The following is a 19,287-nucleotide window of genomic DNA, read 5'->3' as shown; positions in this document are numbered from 1 at the left end:
TGAGTTGCAGGGACAATGGGGCTATGTTGCAATCTCGTTTATAATGGGGATTGCAATTGCCTTTTCCTCGTCGTATTTGTTGAATGCTTGTTGTTTCGTTTGTTATGTTTTATTTTGTTTATATCGTACTTCGCGTAAAACCTTCATTTTTTGTATGTTAGCGTATTTTAGTGGCGCTATGTACACCACGTATGTTCAGAGTCAAAACAAGCCGCTAGGAGAGCCCTACGAAGTTACACGAGGGGTTATACAAAATACACCTCTTATTAATGGGGATCGCCTTTCTTTTCAAATTGAAGATCAAAATAAAAATATAGTGCAGTTAAACTATAAAATTCAATCTGCTTCGGAAAAGAAGCAATTGCAACGCTTATATGCAGGAATATCATGTGAATTTCAAGGGAAGGTGAAAGAACCACAAACTGCTCGGAATTTTCATGCTTTTGATTATCGTAATTATTTATATCAGCAAAAGATACATTTTATATTCGATGTGACATACATTTCTGAATGTCAAAAAACATCGTTGTCACTCGTACAATGGATTTCCCTTCTCAGGCAGCAAGCAATCTCAAAAGTTACAGAAATGTTTCCAGAACAATCAGGTGCGTTTATGAATGCATTATTATTTGGAGATCGACAACAAATGACGTTTGAAGTAGAAGAGCAATATCAACAATTTGGTCTTATACATTTGTTGGCAATTTCAGGATCACACATCGTATTATTAATGGTTATGATGTATTTTGTTTTACTAAGAAGTGGTGTGACGAAGGAGGTAGCAACAGTATGCCTTATAGTTTGTATTCCTCTGTATATGATCATAGCGGGGGCGTCGCCATCTGTTGTGAGGGCTTCTATAACAGGAGTTTTATTATTGGTAGCTTTCATGTGTTCTGTTCGCTTATCTAGCCTAGATGCCCTAAGTATAACAGCCATATGTATGCTTATATACAACCCGTATCTTGTTTTTAATATTGGATTCCAATTCTCATTTGTAGGTAGTTTTGCTTTATTACTATCTGTGCCGATATTATTAGGGCGTAGTAATGGGGTAGTTCGGAATTCTATTTATATTTCTATAATTTCACAGCTCACTAGTACCCCGATCTTGTTATATCATTTTGGTTATTTTTCTCCTTATAGTATTTTCCTCAATCTTATATATGTTCCTTTTCTATCCATCATTGTATTACCGTGTAGCATTTTTATTTTTATATGTATGCCAACCATTCCATTTTTCGCAAAAGGAATTGCATATGCACTTTCAATATGTTTAACCATTTCTAATGATTTTCTAAGTTACTGTGAAAGTTTCCCTTTTATCCGACTTACTTTTGGTCAAACTCCTTTATTTCTTGTAGCTATATATTGTTTTAGTGTTGTTAGTATATTTGTGATCTGGGAAAGAGTAATAATGAAAAAAATTTTGGTCATAGTTGTGGGTGTATTTCTTCTTATTAGTATTTGTCATTATGTATCTCCATATTTTCGCGCAAGTGGGAGTGTTACATTTCTTGATGTTGGTCAGGGAGATGCAATATTAATTCGTCTCCCATACGATAAAGGGGTCTACCTTATTGATACAGGTGGAGCGCTTCATGTCAAGAAGGAAGCGTGGCAAGAAAAAAAGCATGAATTTTCTGTTGGGCATGATATTCTTGTTCCTTTTTTACAAAAGGAAGGTATAAAAACAATTGATAAATTAATTGTAACGCATGGAGATGCGGATCATATAGGTGATGCACTGGATTTATTATCTTCTATTACTGTAAAAGAAGTTGTATTTGGGAGAAAGGAGCAAGATGCTGTATTAGAAAAAGTGTTGAAGAAACAGGCATTAGAAAAGAGAGTGAAGATAAGTGTAGTAGGAGAAGGTGAGAGTTGGAGGATAAATGAAGCGGAATTTTTCGTATTATCTCCAAAGGGGAAAGAAAAAGGCGAAAATGACTCCTCAATTGTAATATGGGCGAAATTAGGAGGACTAACGTGGCTATTTACGGGTGATTTAGAAGAAGCAGGAGAAAAGTTTATAATATCGACATATCCTGAGTTGCGGGCTAATATTTTAAAAGTCGCCCATCATGGGAGTAAAACATCGTCTGCAGATCCCTTTTTAAGCCTTGTACAGCCTAGTGTGGCGATTATTTCTGTGGGAGAACGTAATAGGTATGGGCACCCGCATAAGGAAGTTATAGAGCGTTTTAAGAAGATAGGTACTGAAATATGGCGCACGGATAAGCAAGGTGCTATTTCCTATGTTTTTAATGGAGAAAAAGGAACCTTTCAAAGTAAAATCACATATGATGAAACACATAATAGATGAAAAAAAGAAGACTGCTATTAAGCAGCAGCCTTTAAGAACCGATGAATTTAATAACAGTTGCAATAATGAAAAGTGTTGCGAAAAAACCAAATGAGACGATAAATCCTACCCCTGAATCAATAGCGTCATTGCGTTTACTTTGAACGTTTTGTTCAAAATCATTCATTTAGAATCCCTCCCCAACATTCCATTTTAGTATAAAATATTGTCAGAAAAAAATCTACAATTTCCATATGAAGAGAAATAGAGCATTTGTATACTATTTCTAGTTAGCTAAGAAGTGTGAGTTTTTCATTTCCAAGCATGTTAACAGTTGGCACTTATACTAGAATTATTATTGTAAATAATAAAGGGAAGGTGATTAACGCACACCAATAAGAAACCCGGGGCTTATTGCGTGGCGTTTTATATAAATAAAGGGACGGGTTATAAAGCCTGTTCCTTTGTACTTGTAAAACAAAAGCTAGGGCATTAGTATAAATATATATATTGCCAAGTTAGGGAGTAGGAAAAAGTATGAGTGATATACATAAGAAAATAAAAAAGAAACAGTTTGCTTCGTTGTATGTACTGTATGGAACGGAAGCCTATTTTATAAATGAAACGATAAAACTTATTACAACAGAAGCGCTTGAAGAGGAAGATCGAGAGTTTAATGTTGTGACATACGATTTGGAAGAGGCATATTTAGAAGATGTAGTTGAGGATGCACGTACGCTTCCCTTTTTTGGGGATCGTAAAGTTATATTAATAAAATCACCGTTATTTTTAACGTCACAAAAAGAGAAATTAGAGCAAAATATAAAAATTTTGGAAGAATATATTGGGGAGCCATCTCCTTTTTCTATTCTTGTTTTTGTTGCGCCGTATGAAAAATTAGACGAACGAAAAAAAATTACAAAACTATTAAAGAAAACAGCGGATGTAGTAGAAGCGAATGCTATGCAAGTGCAGGATGTACAGAAGTGGATTGTGTCTCGTGCAGATGAGGTGCATGTGCATATTGATAATGCGGCTGTTAGTTTGTTGTTAGAGCTTGTAGGAAGTAATGTAACGATGTTGGCGAAGGAAATGGACAAGTTAACGTTATACGTTGGTATGGGAGGAGAGGTTACACCGAAACTTGTTACAGAGCTTGTGCCGAAATCTGTTGAGCAAAATGTGTTTGCTTTGACGGAGAAAGTGGTAAAAAAAGATATCGCGGGTGCGATGCAAATTTTGGATGGATTATTTACGCAGCAGGAAGAACCAATTAAGCTGCTCGCGTTATTAGTAAGTCAATTCCGCTTGCTACATCAAGTGAAAGAGTTGCAACAGCGTGGTTATGGACAAAATCAAATTGCGTCTCATATTGGTGTACATCCGTATCGTGTAAAGTTGGCGATGAATCAAACGAAGTTTTTCTCTTTTGAAGAATTAAAAACAGTTATTATAGAATTGGCGGAAGCGGATTATAGTATGAAGACGGGAAAGATGGATAAGAAGCTTGTGCTCGAGTTTTTCTTAATGCGTTTAAATCATATGTAATGATACAAAAAGTTCATGTACTTAGTACATGAACTTTTTGTATGTAAAAAAACGACCCAAATGGATCGTTTTTTAAACGCCTTACGCGTTTACTTGTTTCGCTAAGCGAGATTTTTGACGAGCTGCAGCGTTTTGGTGGATAAGACCTTTACGAGCTGCTTTGTCAAGTTTTTTAGAAGCAGTTTTGAAAGCTTCTTTAGCATTTTCAAGATCGTTATTAGTAACTAAAGCTTCTACAGTTTTAACAGCAGAACGCATGTCAGACTTGATAGAAGCGTTATGTGCACGACGCTCTTCGCTAAGTTTAGCGCGTTTGATAGCAGATTTGATGTTTGCCATACTTTTCACCTCCCTGGTGCAATCGAATGACTCGATTCTTACATAGAACAAGTGATATTCTATCAAACGGTGAAGAGAATTGCAATAGTATATCAATGAAATTTCACGTAAAGGAAAGAATGGCCTTATATAACTTTGGGAAATCTAACGATATTTACTATGAATTACGGAGGAGATACGATGAAAGAACCATTAGATTTAAGTAAATATAATGTTAGAACTGACCTTGCTGTAGAGGCGCACCAAATGCTGCAAGAACGCCAAGAAGAACAAAAAGGGATACAAGGAGTAATTGTAAAAGAGAGGGAAGAAGAGGGTGTTACAATTACGAAAGTAACTATTGATGAAATTGCATCTGAATCGATGGGGAAAAAACCTGGGAATTATTTAACTCTTGAGGTGCAAGGTATACGGCAGCAAGATACGGAACTTCAGCAAAAGGTAGAGCGTATTTTTGCAAAAGAATTTTCTTATTTCTTAGAAGATGTTGGAGTTACAAAAGAAGCGAGTTGTTTAATCGTCGGCCTTGGGAACTGGAATGTGACACCGGATGCGCTCGGACCGATAGTTGTAGAAAATGTATTGGTGACAAGACATTTGTTTAAATTGCAGCCTGAAAGTGTGGAAGAAGGTTTCAGGCCTGTTAGTGCAATTCGTCCGGGGGTAATGGGGATTACAGGAATTGAAACAAGCGACGTCATTTATGGAATTATTGAGAAAATAAAACCAGATTTTGTCATCGCAATTGATGCATTAGCTGCACGTTCTATTGAACGAGTAAATAGCACGATACAAATTTCTGATACAGGAATTCATCCTGGATCTGGTGTTGGAAATAAGCGTAAGGAACTAAGTAAAGAAACATTAGGTATTCCTGTTATCGCAATTGGTGTTCCGACAGTGGTCGATGCTGTCTCGATTACAAGCGATACAATTGATTTTATTTTGAAACATTTTGGACGTGAACTGAAAGAAGGAAACAAACCGTCACGCTCTTTATTGCCAGCAGGTTTTACATTTGGAGAAAAGAAAAAATTAACAGAAGAAGATATGCCGGATGAGAAGAGCAGGAATATGTTTTTAGGAGCTGTTGGTACGTTAGAAGACGAAGAAAAGAGAAAGTTGATTTATGAAGTGTTATCACCTCTTGGTCATAATTTAATGGTGACCCCAAAAGAAGTAGATGCGTTTATTGAAGATATGGCAAATGTAATAGCAAGTGGTTTAAATGCAGCACTACATCATCAAATCGATCAAGATAATACAGGGGCATATACACATTAATGGAAAGAAACAGAAGTTTTTTGAGTCGATTTGCGCTCTTGTGTATATGCGGTACAGTCGTATGTTTACTTATGATGATAGCTGGAGTGGGACTCGCTAATCAAGGTTTAAAAAGTATGAAGGGGTATCGTCAGTTGTCATATGAACAAATTGCTCAAATGACAGGAACAGAAGGTACCGGGGCTGAATCGGAGATTTTGGGAAATGTATTTTCAGCCGCTGAAAAACAAAAACAGCTGGAAAACTTAAGGAGTTTTAATGTCGTAGAAGGTATTGGTATGGCAATAGCAAGTGCTGCTTACGATATAACTAAGTTTGGAACGGATATAGTTGTTGGGAAAATAAAAGGAATTTTTAGTGAAGGATAGCGGGAAGGACGGTTGTCTATTGTTTTGTAAGAAAGCCGTCCTTTAATTTGAAAAAGGTTTGTCTCTTATGGTTTGTTCGCATAAGATATAGATAGAATGATTTGTATTGTAAGCAGCACGAGTTTTCATTGAATCTTTGCTGCTCTATTGATATAATCAGTGCTAGTGTATATTGGCGAGACTATTAGGAGTTGAGAACATAGATGAATAAAGAAGAAAGAGCAAAAAGACAGTCGAACATTCGTAATTTCTCTATCATTGCTCATATTGACCACGGAAAGTCAACGTTAGCAGACCGTATTTTAGAGAAAACAAACGCGTTAACACAACGTGAAATGAAAGCTCAATTGCTTGACTCTATGGATTTAGAGCGTGAGCGTGGTATTACAATTAAATTAAACGCAGTACAATTAACGTATAAAGCAAAAGACGGTGAAGAGTATATTCTTCATTTAATCGATACACCAGGACACGTCGACTTTACGTACGAAGTATCTCGTAGTTTAGCGGCTTGTGAAGGCGCAATTCTTGTAGTAGATGCAGCGCAAGGTATTGAAGCGCAAACGTTAGCAAACGTATATTTAGCGCTTGATAACAATTTAGAGATTTTACCAGTAATTAATAAAATCGACTTACCAAGTGCGGACCCAGAACGTGTGCGTCAAGAGGTAGAAGATGTAATTGGTTTAGATGCATCAGAAGCAGTACTTGCTTCAGCAAAAGCTGGGATTGGTATTGAAGAAATTTTAGAACAAATCGTTGAAAAAGTACCAGCTCCGACAGGTGATTCGGAAGAGCCGTTACAATGTATGATTTTCGACTCTTTATATGATCCGTACCGCGGTGTAATTGCTTATATCCGTGTTGTAAATGGAACGGTAAAAGTTGGCGATAAAGTACGTATGATGGCAACTGGAAAAGAATTTGAAGTAACAGAAGTAGGTGTGTTTACACCGAAAACAACGCAACGTGACGAGTTAACAGTAGGTGATGTAGGTTTCTTAGCAGCATCGATTAAAAACGTTGGTGATACACGCGTTGGTGATACAATTACACACGCGAAACGTCCAGCGGCAGAGCCGTTAGCAGGATATCGTAAATTAAACCCAATGGTATTCTGTGGTTTATATCCGATTGATTCTGCACGTTATAACGACTTACGTGATGCATTAGAAAAACTAGAATTGAATGATTCTGCTCTTGAGTTTGAACCAGAAACATCTCAGGCGCTAGGATTTGGTTTCCGTTGTGGTTTCTTAGGACTTCTTCACATGGAAATCATTCAAGAACGTATTGAACGTGAATTTAAGATTGACTTAATTACAACAGCGCCAAGCGTTATTTATAAAGTTTATTTAACAAACGGTGAAGATGTTATTGTTGATAATCCATCAAATATGCCAGATCCACAGTCTATCGATCGTGTAGAAGAGCCGTTTGTGAAGGCTTCAATTATGGTTCCGAATGACTATGTTGGAGCTGTAATGGAAATTTGCCAAGGTAAACGTGGAACGTTTATTGATATGCAATATTTAGATGAAACGCGTGTTACATTGACATATGAAATCCCGTTATCAGAAATCGTATATGATTTCTTCGATCAATTGAAATCAAATACGAAAGGATATGCATCATTTGACTACGAGTTAATTGGTTATAAACCATCTAAACTTGTGAAAATGGATATTCTTTTAAATAATGAACAAGTGGATGCTTTATCATTTATTGTGCACCGTGATTCAGCGTATGACCGTGGTAAAGTAATTGTAGAGAAACTAAAAGAATTAATTCCAAGACAACAGTTCGAAGTGCCGATTCAGGCAACTATCGGAAACAAAGTTGTAGCCCGTTCTACAATTAAGGCGATGCGTAAAAACGTACTTGCAAAATGTTACGGTGGTGACATTTCTCGTAAGCGTAAACTTCTTGATAAGCAAAAAGAAGGTAAAAAACGTATGAAGTCTGTTGGTTCTGTAGAAGTACCACAAGAAGCATTCATGGCTGTATTGAAAATGGATGATAACTAATAAAGTGAAACTATAATCAGTGGTTTTTCAATCCGTATTGATTATTAGTCCGCACTAATTGGATTAAAAGTAGAAGCCGTTCGTTCGGCTTCTTTTTTATTGCTAAGTACTTTTTAGACATCTGAGCCTCTCTCATTTACAATGATGAGAGAACTTTTTAGTGATTGATCTAGAGTTAGGAGACTATTAATGTCCGAAAATATTCGAAAAGATATTCAAGATAAAATACAAAATGGTAATTTTAATTGTGAAAAGGAATTGACGCTTTCTATTATTAGTGGGAAGTGGAAAGTTGTGATATTGTGGCACCTCGGTGTAGAAGGGCCCCATCGTTTTAGTGAATTGCAACGACTATTCCCGAGCATTTCTCATAAAGTGTTGTCGAATCAACTAAAAGAATTAATGGAGGATGGGATTGTTGAACGAACGGTATATCCAGAAATTCCTCCGCGTGTTGAGTATTATATGACGGAACTAGGCATGTCGCTTTTACCAATCGTTGAAATGATGTATGATTGGGGAAAAATGCGAATGGAACAAATTCGTAATACGTTAGAGAAGTAAAAGAGCCTCCCGAGTGCGGAGGTTTTCTTTGTAGAAAGGTAGGAGTTATATTTGGTACAAGCTGCATATATTCATATTCCATTTTGTCAGCATATTTGTCACTATTGTGATTTTAATAAAGTATTTATTGAACGCCAACCGGTTGATCAATACTTGCAATATTTAGAGAAAGAAATAATAAATACGGTTCAAAAAGTACCGTTTGAAAGTATGAAAACGATTTTTGTTGGCGGAGGAACTCCGACAGCCTTAAATATGGAGCAAACAAAAAAACTACTCGACATTATAAACCGTCGTTTGCGTCCGTTTGCTCCGAATTGTGAATTAACGTTTGAAGCGAACCCAGGTGATTTACCGAAAGAGAAGTTGAACTTATTACTAGAAGGTGGAGTAAACCGAATTAGTTTTGGTGTGCAAACGTTTCGTGATGAGCTACTTGAGAAGATTGGGCGTAAACATACGAGGGAAGATGCATTTGTAGCAATTCGAGAAGCGCAGGAAGTTGGCTTTACAAATATTAATGTAGATATAATTTATGCTTTGCCAGGACAGACGATAGAAGATGTAAAAGAAACATTAGACATTGCCTTCACGCTTGGTGTACAACATTTCTCAGCATATTCATTAATTGTGGAACCGAAGACTGTATTTTATAACTTAATGAATAAAGGGAAGTTGAGACTTCCGGGTGAAGACCATGAAGCGAAAATGTATGAAATGGTAATGGATGAAATGGAGAAACATGGTTATAGCCAGTATGAAATTAGCAACTTCTCAAAAGGTGATAATGAAAGTAGACATAATCTCACATACTGGAATAATGAAGAGTATTATGGTTTTGGAGCTGGAGCGCACAGTTATGTGAATGGAGAACGAATTCAAAATGTAGGGCCGCTCAAGCAATATTTCACTAAAATTGATGAAACGGGATTTCCATATTTAGATGTTCACATAGTGACGGAGAAAGAAAAAATGGAAGAAGAGTTGTTTTTAGGGCTCCGAAAAACAAAAGGTGTTTCTAAGGTAGAATTCCAAAAGAAATTTAATGTGGAAATGGATCACGTTTTTGCAAAGCAGTTACAAAGCAACCAAGAACAGGGGTTACTTGAAAACAGAGATGGGCATGTTTGTTTAACGAGAAAAGGAAAACTATTAGGGAATGAAGTATTCCAGTCATTTTTGATTGATTAAATGTTCCATAAGTGTGAAAAAGTTTCGTGATTTCGTGACGTTTCCGTTGACAATTGAATGTCAATTTTGGTAAGTTATTAATAGATTTAGCACTCGAAGACAAAGAGTGCTAACAGAGGTGATGATGAGATGCTTACGGAACGTCAGCTCTTAATTTTACAAACAATTATTGATGACTTTATTGGATCAGCGCAACCTGTTGGGTCGAGGACGTTGGCTAAGAAAGATGAAATTACGTTTAGTTCAGCGACTATTCGAAATGAAATGGCTGACCTAGAAGAACTAGGATTTATCGAAAAAACGCATAGTTCTTCTGGACGTGTTCCTTCTGAAAAAGGGTATCGTTTTTATGTAGACCATCTTTTAGCACCACAAAACTTACCTAACGATGAAATTGTACAAATTAAAGATTTATTTGCTGAAAGAATTTTTGAAGCGGAAAAGATTGCACAACAATCTGCTCAGATTTTGTCAGAGCTTACGAATTATACGGCTATTGTTCTTGGCCCGAAATTAAGCACAAATAAACTTAAAAATGTACAAATTGTACCGCTTGATCGTCAAACAGCAGTCGCTATTATTGTAACGGATACAGGGCATGTACAAAGTAAAACGATTACCGTTCCGGAATCTGTTGATTTATCAGATTTAGAAAAAATGGTTAATATTTTAAATGAAAAGCTATCGGGTGTACCTATGTCGGAACTTCATAATAAAATCTTTAAAGAGATTGTTACAGTCTTGCGTGGGTATGTTCATAATTACGATAGTGCAATAAAAATGTTAGATGGTACATTTCAAGTTCCTTTATCGGAAAAGATATACTTTGGAGGAAAAGCAAATATGCTTTCGCAGCCAGAGTTCCATGACATTCAAAAAGTAAGGTCCTTGCTGACGATGATTGATAACGAAGCTGAGTTTTATGATATTTTGCGTCATAAACAAGTAGGTATTCAAGTGAAAATTGGCAGGGAAAATTCTTCGATAGCTATGGAAGATTGTAGTTTAATTTCTGCAACGTATTCGATTGGAGAAGAGCAACTAGGAACAATTGCGATTTTAGGTCCGACGAGAATGCAATACTCTCGTGTAATTAGTTTGCTGCAGTTATTTACAAGACAATTTACAGACGGACTTAAAAAGTAAATGAGAGTAATACATTCGCTCAAGTGATGAAATTTTCATTGCTGTGTGTAATATATAATGCTTAGGTAATCATGCTATACATGATACCTAATACCTTTTAAGGAGGTGAAAATTGTGGAAGAGCGTAACGAACAAGTGGTAGAAGAAGTGAAAGAAGCGCAAGTTGAAGAAGCTGTCACGACAGAAAACGGTGAAGAAGCTGTAGAAGAAAAAAGTGAAGCTGCTCTTTTACAAGAGAAAGTAGATGAGTTACAAGCGAAACTATCGGAAACGGAAGGTCGCACACTACGTCTACAAGCTGATTTTGAAAATCATAAGCGCCGCGTCCAAATGGATAAACAGGCTGCTGAAAAATATAGAGCACAAAGTCTTGTGTCAGATATTCTGCCAGCTCTTGATAATTTTGAAAGAGCAATGCAAGTGGAAGCAACTGATGAGCAAATGAAGTCCTTATTACAAGGTATGGAAATGGTGCATCGTCAATTGTTAGAAGCACTGACTAAAGAAGGTGTTGAAGCGATTGAAGCTGTTGGTAAACAGTTTGATCCTCATGAGCACCAAGCTGTTATGCAAGTAGAGGACAGTGAGTTTGAATCAAACGCGGTTGTGGAAGAATTCCAAAAAGGTTATAAACTAAAAGACCGTGTGATTCGCCCATCAATGGTAAAAGTAAATCAATAATTTACATAAATGTAGGAGGATTCGCTATGAGTAAAATTATCGGTATTGACTTAGGTACAACAAACTCTTGTGTAGCTGTTATGGAAGGTGGAGAACCAAAGGTTATCCCAAATCCAGAAGGAAACCGTACAACACCTTCTGTTGTAGCTTTCAAAAATGAAGAGCGTCAAGTTGGGGAAGTTGCGAAACGTCAAGCAATTACAAACCCAAATACAATTATGTCTGTTAAACGTCATATGGGTACAGATTATAAAGTAGAAGTTGAAGGTAAAGATTATACACCTCAAGAAATTTCTGCAATCATTTTACAAAACTTAAAAGCTTCTGCTGAAGCGTACTTAGGTGAAACAGTGACGAAAGCTGTTATTACAGTACCAGCATACTTCAACGATGCAGAACGCCAAGCGACAAAAGACGCTGGTCGTATTGCTGGTTTAGAAGTAGAACGTATTATTAACGAACCAACAGCAGCAGCACTTGCTTATGGCTTAGAGAAGCAAGACGAAGAACAAAAAATTCTAGTATATGACTTAGGTGGCGGTACTTTTGACGTATCTATCCTTGAGTTAGCAGATGGAACATTTGAAGTTATTTCAACTGCTGGTGACAACCGTCTTGGTGGAGATGACTTTGACCAAGTTATCATCGATCATTTAGTAGCTGAATTCAAGAAAGAAAACAACATTGACTTAAGTCAAGATAAAATGGCACTTCAACGTCTGAAAGATGCAGCTGAAAAAGCGAAAAAAGATCTTTCTGGTGTAACGCAAACACAAATTTCATTACCATTCATTAGTGCTGGAGCTGCTGGTCCATTACACTTAGAATTAACGTTAACAAGAGCGAAATTCGAAGAGCTTTCAGCAGGTCTTGTTGAAAGAACATTAGAGCCAACTCGTCGTGCATTAAAAGACGCTGGTTTTGCTCCAAGCGAATTAGATAAAGTTATCCTTGTTGGTGGTTCTACTCGTATCCCAGCTGTACAAGAAGCAATTAAACGTGAAACTGGTAAAGAGCCATATAAAGGTGTAAACCCAGATGAAGTTGTAGCATTAGGTGCTGCAGTTCAAGGTGGCGTACTTACTGGTGATGTAGAAGGCGTTCTATTATTAGACGTAACTCCACTTTCTTTAGGTATTGAAACTATGGGTGGTGTATTTACGAAACTAATCGAGCGTAACACTACAATTCCAACAAGTAAATCACAAGTATTCTCAACAGCTGCTGATAATCAACCAGCGGTAGACATTCACGTGCTACAAGGTGAGCGTCCAATGTCAGCTGATAACAAAACACTAGGTCGTTTCCAATTAACAGACCTTCCGCCAGCACCACGTGGTATTCCACAAATCGAAGTAACATTCGATATTGATGCGAACGGTATTGTTAACGTACGTGCGAAAGACTTAGGAACAAGTAAAGAGCAAGCTATTACAATCCAATCTTCTTCAGGTCTTTCTGATGACGAAGTAAATCGTATGGTACAAGAAGCTGAAGCAAATGCTGACGCTGACCAAAAACGTAAGGAAGAAGTTGAACTTCGTAACGAAGCTGACCAACTTGTATTCCAAACAGATAAAGTTGTAAAAGATTTAGAAGGTAAAGTAGATGCAGCTGAAGTAGCGAAAGCAACAGAAGCGAAAGAAGCATTACAAGCGGCAATCGAGAAAAATGAACTTGATGAAATCCGTGCGAAAAAAGATGCTCTTCAAGAAATCGTACAACAATTAACTGTTAAATTATATGAGCAAGCTCAAGCGGCTGCAGGGCAAGCAGAAGGTGCGCAAGGAGCACAAGACGCTGGTGCGAAAAAAGACAATGTAGTTGACGCTGAGTTTGAAGAAGTAAAAGAAGACAAGTAATACAATAAGTAAGATGACAAAAAGTCAAAGTCAAGCGTGCCTTGGCTTTGGCTTTTTTCACGAATAAGAAAAAAGTGGTTATTTGAGCTAAGACATTCTTGAGAAGGTCTTAAGTTTTGAGCTTTGCATATTGTAAGTGAGGAAACTTTGTTGCAAAGCACTTTCTTTCGGTGTTAAAATTACGTTTATGTGAAAGATTCGGGGGTTACAAATTTATGAATAAACGAGACTATTATGAGGTGCTTGGACTTAGCAAGGGCGCTTCTAAAGATGAAATTAAAAAAGCGTATCGTCGTTTGGCTAAAAAGTACCATCCAGACGTAAGTAAAGAAGAAAATGCAATTGACAAGTTTAAAGAAGTACAAGAAGCATATGAAGTATTAAGTGATGATCAAAAACGCGCACAGTATGATCAATTTGGTCACGCTGGTCCAAATCAAGGTTTCGGTGGTGGAGACTTTGGTGGAGGTTTCGGCTTTGAAGATATCTTTAGTTCATTCTTTGGTGGCGGCGGCAGACGTCGTGATCCGAATGCTCCGCGTCAAGGTGCTGATTTACAATATCAAGTTACTTTAGAGTTTGAAGAAGCAATTTTTGGTAAAGAATTAAACGTTGAGATTCCAGTAGAAGATCCATGTGATACTTGCCACGGTAGTGGAGCGAAGCCGGGAACTTCAAAAGAAACATGTAAACATTGTTCAGGAACAGGTCAAATAAGTGTAGAACAAAATACACCATTTGGCCGTATTGTAAACCGTCAAGCGTGTAACCATTGCTCAGGAACAGGTCAAATGATTAAAGAGAAATGTACGACATGCCATGGTTCTGGTAAAGTACGTAAACGCAAAAAAATTAATGTGAAAATTCCAGCTGGTATTGATAATGGTCAACAAATTCGCGTGTCTGGTAAAGGCGAAGCAGGTGTGAATGGTGGGCCGGCAGGTGACTTATATGTTGTTGTTCATGTGAGAAATCATGAATTCTTCGAACGTGATGGCGATCATATTATTTGTGAAATGCCATTGACATTCGCACAAGTAGCGCTTGGTGCTGAAGTAGAAGTACCTACAGTTCACGGGAAAGTGAAGTTGAAAATTCCAGCAGGAACACAAACAGGAACGGAATTCCGTCTAAAAGGAAAAGGAGCTCCGAATGTACGTGGATATGGTCAAGGAGATCAATACGTAGTGGTTCGTGTCGTTGTACCGACGAAATTAACTTCGCATCAAAAAGAATTATTACGTGAGTTCGCAGGTCAGGAAAATCAAGATGATAGCTTATTCGGAAAGCTTAAACGTGCTTTCAAAGGGGAATAATGGAAATAAAAAATGGAGTTGGTAAATTGTGAAATGGTCAGAAATTAGTATTCATACAACAGAAGAAGCAGTAGAAGCTGTCTCTCATATTTTGCACGAAGCAGGCGCTAGCGGGGTTGCAATTGAGGATCCGGCTGAGTTAACGAAAGAGCGTGAGCAACAATACGGTGAGATTTATGCACTTAACCCAGATGAATACCCAAGTGAGGGTGTTTTGGTGAAAGCATATTTCCCACAAACGGATTCTTTACACGAAACGGTTGCGAGTGTAAAATCATCTATTGATGCGCTACCATCTTTCGACATCGAAATTGGTACAGGAAACATTACAATTAATGAAGTCGATGAGGAAGATTGGGCTACTGCTTGGAAGAAATATTATCATCCAGTTCAAATTTCTGATACATTCACAATTGTGCCGACGTGGGAAGAATATACACCGTCTTCTCCAGATGAAAAAATTATTGAATTAGATCCAGGTATGGCGTTTGGTACAGGGACACATCCAACAACAACGATGTGTATTCGTGCGTTAGAAAAAACAGTTCAGCCAGGTGATACTGTAATTGATGTGGGGACAGGTTCGGGGGTACTTAGTATTGCAGCAGCAAAATTAGGTGCGGCTTCTGTTCAAGCATATGATTTAGACCCAGTTGCAGTTGAAAGTGCAGAGATGAATGTGCGCTTAAATAAAACAGATGACATTGTCAATGTTGGACAGAATAGTCTATTAGAAGGTATTGAAGGTCCGGTTGATTTAATCGTAGCAAATTTATTAGCGGAAATTATTCTTCTATTCCCTGAAGATGCAGCGAGAGTTGTGAAGCCAGGTGGATTATTTATTACATCTGGTATTATTGCAGCGAAAGAAAAAGTAATTTCTGAAGCGTTAGAAAAAGCTGGATTTACAATTGAAGACGTGCTTCGAATGGAAGATTGGGTAGCAATTATTGCACGAAATGCGTAATATAGATTTTAGTCTATAAAGAACAGGGGAGTCTCTCACTATATAAGGTGAGGGACTTGCCGTTTGTTATATGAAAATGATAACGTTTCGTTCTTTTCGTAAGTGTTGACTTACGAAAGGAACGAAACTCTACTAAGGTGATTATATGCAACGTTATTTTGTAGAAGAGAAATATGTAAATGAGACAAGTATTCGCATAATGGGTGATGATGTCCATCACATCGCAAGAGTGATGCGTATGTCAGCTGGTGACCACATTTATTGCTGTGTAAATGGTAAAACAGCAGAATGTTCAATTGCTGAAATTACCAGTGAATTTGTGGATACCGCTATTGTAGAATGGATAGAGGCGTCAAGCGAACTTCCTGTGTTCGTGACGATTGCAAGTGGACTGCCGAAAGGAGACAAGCTAGAGTTAATTTTTCAAAAAGGAACTGAGCTTGGGGCAGCTGCATTTTTACCCTTTCAAGCATCTCGCTCTATTGTAAAATGGGATGCGAAAAAAGCAGATAAAAAAGTTGAGCGTTTGAAAAAGATTGTGAAAGAAGCTGCGGAACAATCACATAGAAGTGAAATTCCAGAAGTGCATGCTCCTGCATCATTTAAGCAATTACTTGCAATGAGTAGTGAGTATGATAGCTGTCTTGTTGCGTATGAAGAGGAAGCAAAACAAGGTGAGAAATCTAATTTTGCGAAAGCTTTAGCGACGGTTAAACCGGGTCAAAAGCTGTTAATTGTATTTGGACCAGAAGGCGGTTTAGCGGAGGAAGAGATTACTGCACTTCGTGAACATAAATTTGTACCATGTAGTTTAGGACCAAGAATTTTAAGAACAGAAACGGCTCCGCTTTATGCGTTAAGTGCCGCTTCTTATCATTTTGAATTGATGGGGTGATAATCAATGGCGACTGTTGCGTTCCACACGTTAGGTTGTAAAGTAAACCACTATGAAACAGAAGCGATTTGGCAATTGTTTAAACAAGGTGGTTATGAAAGAACTGAATATGAAAAGAAATCTGATGTATATGTTATTAATACATGTACAGTAACAAATACTGGAGATAAAAAAAGCCGTCAAGTAATTAGACGTGCTGTACGTCAAAATCCAGATGCGGTAATTTGTGTAACTGGATGTTATGCACAAACATCTCCAGCAGAAATCATGGCAATTCCAGGTGTAGATATTGTTGTTGGTACGCAAGATCGTGAGAAAATGTTAGGATACATCGAAGAGTTCCGTAAAGAGCGTCAACCAATTAATGCTGTCCGCAATATTATGAAAACACGTGTATACGAAGAGCTTGATGTACCATATTTCACGGACCGTACACGTGCATCTTTAAAAATACAAGAAGGTTGCAATAACTTCTGTACATTTTGCATCATTCCTTGGGCGCGTGGTTTAATGCGTTCTCGTGATGGAAAAGAAGTTATTAAACAAGCGCAGCAATTAGTAGATGCAGGTTATAAAGAAATCGTATTAACAGGTATTCATACAGGTGGATACGGTGAAGATATAAAAGATTATAACTTAGCTGGATTACTTCGTGATATGGAAGCAGAAGTAGGCGGATTGAAACGTCTTCGTATTTCTTCTATCGAAGCGAGTCAAATTTCAGATGAAGTAATTGAAGTGCTAGATAAATCTGAAGTAGTTGTACGTCACTTGCATATTCCACTGCAATCAGGATCTAATACTGTATTAAAACGTATGCGCCGTAAGTATACGATGGAATTTTTCCAAGAGCGTTTAGATCGTTTGAAAGAGGCGCTACCAGGTCTTGCGATTACATCAGATGTAATCGTTGGATTCCCAGGTGAAACAGAAGAAGAATTCATGGAAACGTACAATTTCATTAAAGAGAATCGTTTCTCTGAATTACACGTTTTCCCTTATTCAAAACGTACAGGTACACCAGCAGCACGTATGGAAGATCAAGTTCCTGAAGATGTGAAGAACGATCGTGTTCATCGTCTAATTGAGCTATCTAATCAATTAGCGAAAGAGTATGCTTCTGGGTTTGAAGGTGAAGTACTTGAAATTATTCCGGAAGAGACATTTAAAGACGGTGACCGTGAAGGGTTATATGTAGGTTATACAGATAACTATTTAAAAATTGTGTTTGAAGGATCTGAAGAATTAATTGGTAAGTTAGTAAAAGTGAAGATTACAAAAGCTGGTTATCCATATAACGAAGCGCAGTTTGTTCGTGTTCTTGAAGATGATGTGAAAAAAGAATCAGCAAGCGCATAATAAAAAGCATGCAAACAAAAAGGGTTTGCATGCTTTTTTCGTTTGTGGAGAAGTTAAGTATTGAAAGAGGATGTAATGGATTGCTCGTTAACTGAGTATTTTTAGCGGTTCTCTGCATAAAAATTATTTAGTGATAAAAATATATTTATTTTTAAGGGAAAGAGATAACAGCTATCTACATAGTTTTTGAAAAAGGAAGAGCATCTATTCTTCTTTTATTCTGCCAAATAGTTGACCTGAAGTGATAAAATGTATTATAATCGTAAAAGACATGCTGAAGAAGTGTTTCTTTTTGCATGCTGAAGTTAGTATGTAAGTGTGATGTTTCGGAGGGAGGGAAAGAGAATGTCAAAAACAGTCGTTCGTAAAAACGAGTCTTTGGAGGATGCACTTCGCCGTTTTAAAAGATCGGTTTCTAAAACTGGTACACTTGCTGAAGCAAGAAAGCGCGAGTTTTATGAAAAACCAAGTGTAAAACGTAAGAAGAAATCTGAAGCGGCAAGAAAGCGTAAATTCTAAGAGAGGGTGTAAGTTATGAGTCTTCTCGGTCGTTTAAACGATGATATGAAACAAGCGATGAAGAATAAACAAAAAGAAAAATTAACCGTCATTCGTATGGTTAAGGCTGCTTTACAAAATGAAGGTATTAAACTGCAACATACTCTTACTGAAGAAGAGGAATTAACAGTTTTAGCTCGTGAAGTAAAACAGTATAAGGACTCCCTCCTTGAATTTAAAAAAGCTGGTCGTGAAGACCTTGTTGATAAACTGCAAAGTGAAATTCAGATTTTAAGCGCATATTTGCCGGAGCAATTAACAGAAGAAGAATTAGCTGATTTAATTAAGCAAGTTATTTCTGAAGTTGGTGCTACTTCTAAAGCAGATATGGGTAAAGTGATGACTGCTATTATGCCGAAAGTAAAAGGTAAAACAGACGGATCACTAGTGAATAAGCTGGTTATACAGCTATTAGCATAAAAAAACGTCTCATTTCGTATGAGACGTTTTTTTTATGCTTTTTTTCAGTTTGGACGTGATATTACAAGCTCTTTTTTCATACATATGGGATGAGAGGGGGTCTTTTGGAGATGAAGAAATTAGAACAAATGAAGAATTGGTTAACGAAGCAAATAGACCTGCCAGTGGATGTGTTAATGGATCTACCTCGGATCACGCTTGTTGGGCAAGTGCATATCTATATAGAAAATCATCGAGGATTATTAGTGTTTTCAGATAAAGAGGTAAGATTGCTATTAAAACATGGTCAATTATTAATTAAAGGTCAATCCTTTGTTATTAAAACAATCCTTCCAGAAGAACTTTTACTTGAAGGGATAATTGAACAAGTGACATTTTTAGAAAATGAAAAGAAAGAGGAGTGAGGGGAAACTTCCGTTTGTGAAGTTTTTCTTCTTTATCCCCATTAACAGGTAGT

General features: G+C 37.3%; 19 protein-coding genes. 17 read left to right on the top strand and 2 right to left on the bottom strand.

What is annotated here, in order from left to right; translation table 11 throughout:
- Window positions 1-4 precede the first annotated feature (4 nt).
- On the top strand, window positions 5-2,326 hold the full coding sequence (locus ACTFQM_RS16605) for a DNA internalization-related competence protein ComEC/Rec2 (RefSeq protein WP_440035251.1): 2,322 nt from the start codon (window positions 5-7) through the stop codon (window positions 2,324-2,326).
- A 31-nt stretch (window positions 2,327-2,357) separates the two neighbouring features.
- On the opposite strand, the gene ACTFQM_RS16600 is transcribed toward ACTFQM_RS16605, so the two are convergent.
- On the bottom strand, window positions 2,358-2,492 hold the full coding sequence (locus tag ACTFQM_RS16600; RefSeq protein ID WP_000997609.1) for a YqzM family protein: 135 nt from the start codon (window positions 2,490-2,492) through the stop codon (window positions 2,358-2,360).
- Window positions 2,493-2,842: 350 nt separating this feature from the next.
- Here ACTFQM_RS16600 and holA point away from each other — a divergent pair, with 350 nt between their 5' ends.
- Window positions 2,843-3,853, top strand: coding sequence for a DNA polymerase III subunit delta (gene holA, locus ACTFQM_RS16595; RefSeq protein WP_440035249.1), 1,011 nt, complete (start codon window positions 2,843-2,845; stop codon window positions 3,851-3,853).
- Between the two features lie 81 nt (window positions 3,854-3,934).
- On the opposite strand, the gene rpsT is transcribed toward holA, so the two are convergent.
- Window positions 3,935-4,192: a 30S ribosomal protein S20 gene (gene rpsT / locus ACTFQM_RS16590; protein ID WP_001274011.1), complete on the bottom strand. Its 258-nt coding sequence runs from the start codon at window positions 4,190-4,192 to the stop codon at window positions 3,935-3,937.
- A gap of 180 nt (window positions 4,193-4,372) precedes the next feature.
- Here rpsT and gpr point away from each other — a divergent pair, with 180 nt between their 5' ends.
- The 15 genes from gpr to yqfC all read left to right on the top strand — a co-directional run bounded on the left by gpr (window position 4,373) and on the right by yqfC (window position 19,234).
- Window positions 4,373-5,476, top strand: coding sequence for a GPR endopeptidase (gene gpr / locus ACTFQM_RS16585; RefSeq protein WP_071718588.1), 1,104 nt, complete (start codon window positions 4,373-4,375; stop codon window positions 5,474-5,476).
- Complete coding sequence (locus ACTFQM_RS16580) at window positions 5,476-5,844, top strand: DUF3679 domain-containing protein (protein WP_071718589.1); 369 nt, start codon at window positions 5,476-5,478, stop codon at window positions 5,842-5,844. Before gpr ends, ACTFQM_RS16580 begins: the two co-directional genes overlap by 1 nt.
- A 203-nt stretch (window positions 5,845-6,047) precedes the next feature.
- Window positions 6,048-7,871 (top strand): elongation factor 4, encoded by a 1,824-nt coding sequence (lepA, locus tag ACTFQM_RS16575; RefSeq protein WP_048372247.1) that lies wholly within the window; start codon window positions 6,048-6,050, stop codon window positions 7,869-7,871.
- 189 nt (window positions 7,872-8,060) lie between these two features.
- Window positions 8,061-8,435, top strand: coding sequence for a winged helix-turn-helix transcriptional regulator (locus tag ACTFQM_RS16570; RefSeq protein ID WP_025147403.1), 375 nt, complete (start codon window positions 8,061-8,063; stop codon window positions 8,433-8,435).
- Between the two features lie 51 nt (window positions 8,436-8,486).
- The gene (hemW, locus tag ACTFQM_RS16565; RefSeq protein WP_025147404.1) at window positions 8,487-9,626 is read left to right on the top strand and encodes a radical SAM family heme chaperone HemW; all 1,140 of its coding nucleotides are present in this window, start codon (window positions 8,487-8,489) and stop codon (window positions 9,624-9,626) included.
- Between the two features lie 129 nt (window positions 9,627-9,755).
- Window positions 9,756-10,772, top strand: coding sequence for a heat-inducible transcriptional repressor HrcA (gene hrcA / locus ACTFQM_RS16560; RefSeq protein ID WP_002173511.1), 1,017 nt, complete (start codon window positions 9,756-9,758; stop codon window positions 10,770-10,772).
- Window positions 10,773-10,886: 114 nt separating this feature from the next.
- Window positions 10,887-11,453, top strand: a complete 567-nt coding sequence (gene grpE / locus ACTFQM_RS16555; protein WP_071718592.1) for a nucleotide exchange factor GrpE — start codon at window positions 10,887-10,889, stop codon at window positions 11,451-11,453.
- Between the two features lie 26 nt (window positions 11,454-11,479).
- Window positions 11,480-13,315, top strand: a complete 1,836-nt coding sequence (gene dnaK, locus ACTFQM_RS16550; RefSeq protein WP_002173509.1) for a chaperone protein DnaK — start codon at window positions 11,480-11,482, stop codon at window positions 13,313-13,315.
- A 215-nt stretch (window positions 13,316-13,530) separates the two neighbouring features.
- On the top strand, window positions 13,531-14,631 hold the full coding sequence (dnaJ, locus tag ACTFQM_RS16545; RefSeq protein WP_002173508.1) for a chaperone protein DnaJ: 1,101 nt from the start codon (window positions 13,531-13,533) through the stop codon (window positions 14,629-14,631).
- Window positions 14,632-14,659: 28 nt separating this feature from the next.
- On the top strand, window positions 14,660-15,598 hold the full coding sequence (prmA, locus tag ACTFQM_RS16540; RefSeq protein WP_071718593.1) for a 50S ribosomal protein L11 methyltransferase: 939 nt from the start codon (window positions 14,660-14,662) through the stop codon (window positions 15,596-15,598).
- 145 nt (window positions 15,599-15,743) lie between these two features.
- Window positions 15,744-16,493, top strand: a complete 750-nt coding sequence (locus ACTFQM_RS16535; RefSeq protein WP_327917476.1) for a 16S rRNA (uracil(1498)-N(3))-methyltransferase — start codon at window positions 15,744-15,746, stop codon at window positions 16,491-16,493.
- A gap of 6 nt (window positions 16,494-16,499) precedes the next feature.
- Entirely contained in the window at window positions 16,500-17,852 is a 1,353-nt protein-coding gene (gene mtaB, locus ACTFQM_RS16530; RefSeq protein ID WP_002173505.1) for a tRNA (N(6)-L-threonylcarbamoyladenosine(37)-C(2))-methylthiotransferase MtaB, read from the top strand.
- A 345-nt stretch (window positions 17,853-18,197) separates the two neighbouring features.
- A complete protein-coding gene (gene rpsU / locus ACTFQM_RS16525) occupies window positions 18,198-18,371 on the top strand; it encodes a 30S ribosomal protein S21 (protein WP_000048061.1) in 174 nt (57 codons plus the stop codon).
- 15 nt (window positions 18,372-18,386) lie between these two features.
- Window positions 18,387-18,830 (top strand): GatB/YqeY domain-containing protein, encoded by a 444-nt coding sequence (locus ACTFQM_RS16520; protein WP_002173504.1) that lies wholly within the window; start codon window positions 18,387-18,389, stop codon window positions 18,828-18,830.
- A 110-nt stretch (window positions 18,831-18,940) separates the two neighbouring features.
- Complete coding sequence (gene yqfC, locus ACTFQM_RS16515; RefSeq protein WP_002088680.1) at window positions 18,941-19,234, top strand: sporulation protein YqfC; 294 nt, start codon at window positions 18,941-18,943, stop codon at window positions 19,232-19,234.
- The last annotated feature ends 53 nt before the right edge of the window (window positions 19,235-19,287 follow it).

The sequence above is a fragment of the Bacillus cereus group sp. MYBK30-2 genome (assembly GCF_051915945.1).
Classification (GTDB): Bacteria; Bacillota; Bacilli; order Bacillales; family Bacillaceae_G; genus Bacillus_A; species Bacillus_A paramycoides.
Note: the sequence above shows the minus strand (reverse complement) of the source record. Positions and strands in the feature narration are given on the sequence as shown.

Coding starts and splice junctions, on each gene's coding strand:
- hrcA (WP_002173511.1), top strand. CDS start 9,756: ATGCTTACGGAACGTCAGCTCTTAATTTTACAAACAATTATTGATGAC.
- gpr (WP_071718588.1), top strand. CDS start 4,373: ATGAAAGAACCATTAGATTTAAGTAAATATAATGTTAGAACTGACCTT.
- ACTFQM_RS16520 (WP_002173504.1), top strand. CDS start 18,387: ATGAGTCTTCTCGGTCGTTTAAACGATGATATGAAACAAGCGATGAAG.
- mtaB (WP_002173505.1), top strand. CDS start 16,500: ATGGCGACTGTTGCGTTCCACACGTTAGGTTGTAAAGTAAACCACTAT.
- ACTFQM_RS16580 (WP_071718589.1), top strand. CDS start 5,476: ATGGAAAGAAACAGAAGTTTTTTGAGTCGATTTGCGCTCTTGTGTATA.
- dnaK (WP_002173509.1), top strand. CDS start 11,480: ATGAGTAAAATTATCGGTATTGACTTAGGTACAACAAACTCTTGTGTA.
- yqfC (WP_002088680.1), top strand. CDS start 18,941: ATGAAGAAATTAGAACAAATGAAGAATTGGTTAACGAAGCAAATAGAC.
- ACTFQM_RS16535 (WP_327917476.1), top strand. CDS start 15,744: ATGCAACGTTATTTTGTAGAAGAGAAATATGTAAATGAGACAAGTATT.
- ACTFQM_RS16570 (WP_025147403.1), top strand. CDS start 8,061: ATGTCCGAAAATATTCGAAAAGATATTCAAGATAAAATACAAAATGGT.
- rpsT (WP_001274011.1), bottom strand. CDS start 4,192: ATGGCAAACATCAAATCTGCTATCAAACGCGCTAAACTTAGCGAAGAG.
- ACTFQM_RS16600 (WP_000997609.1), bottom strand. CDS start 2,492: ATGAATGATTTTGAACAAAACGTTCAAAGTAAACGCAATGACGCTATT.
- holA (WP_440035249.1), top strand. CDS start 2,843: ATGAGTGATATACATAAGAAAATAAAAAAGAAACAGTTTGCTTCGTTG.
- rpsU (WP_000048061.1), top strand. CDS start 18,198: ATGTCAAAAACAGTCGTTCGTAAAAACGAGTCTTTGGAGGATGCACTT.
- dnaJ (WP_002173508.1), top strand. CDS start 13,531: ATGAATAAACGAGACTATTATGAGGTGCTTGGACTTAGCAAGGGCGCT.
- lepA (WP_048372247.1), top strand. CDS start 6,048: ATGAATAAAGAAGAAAGAGCAAAAAGACAGTCGAACATTCGTAATTTC.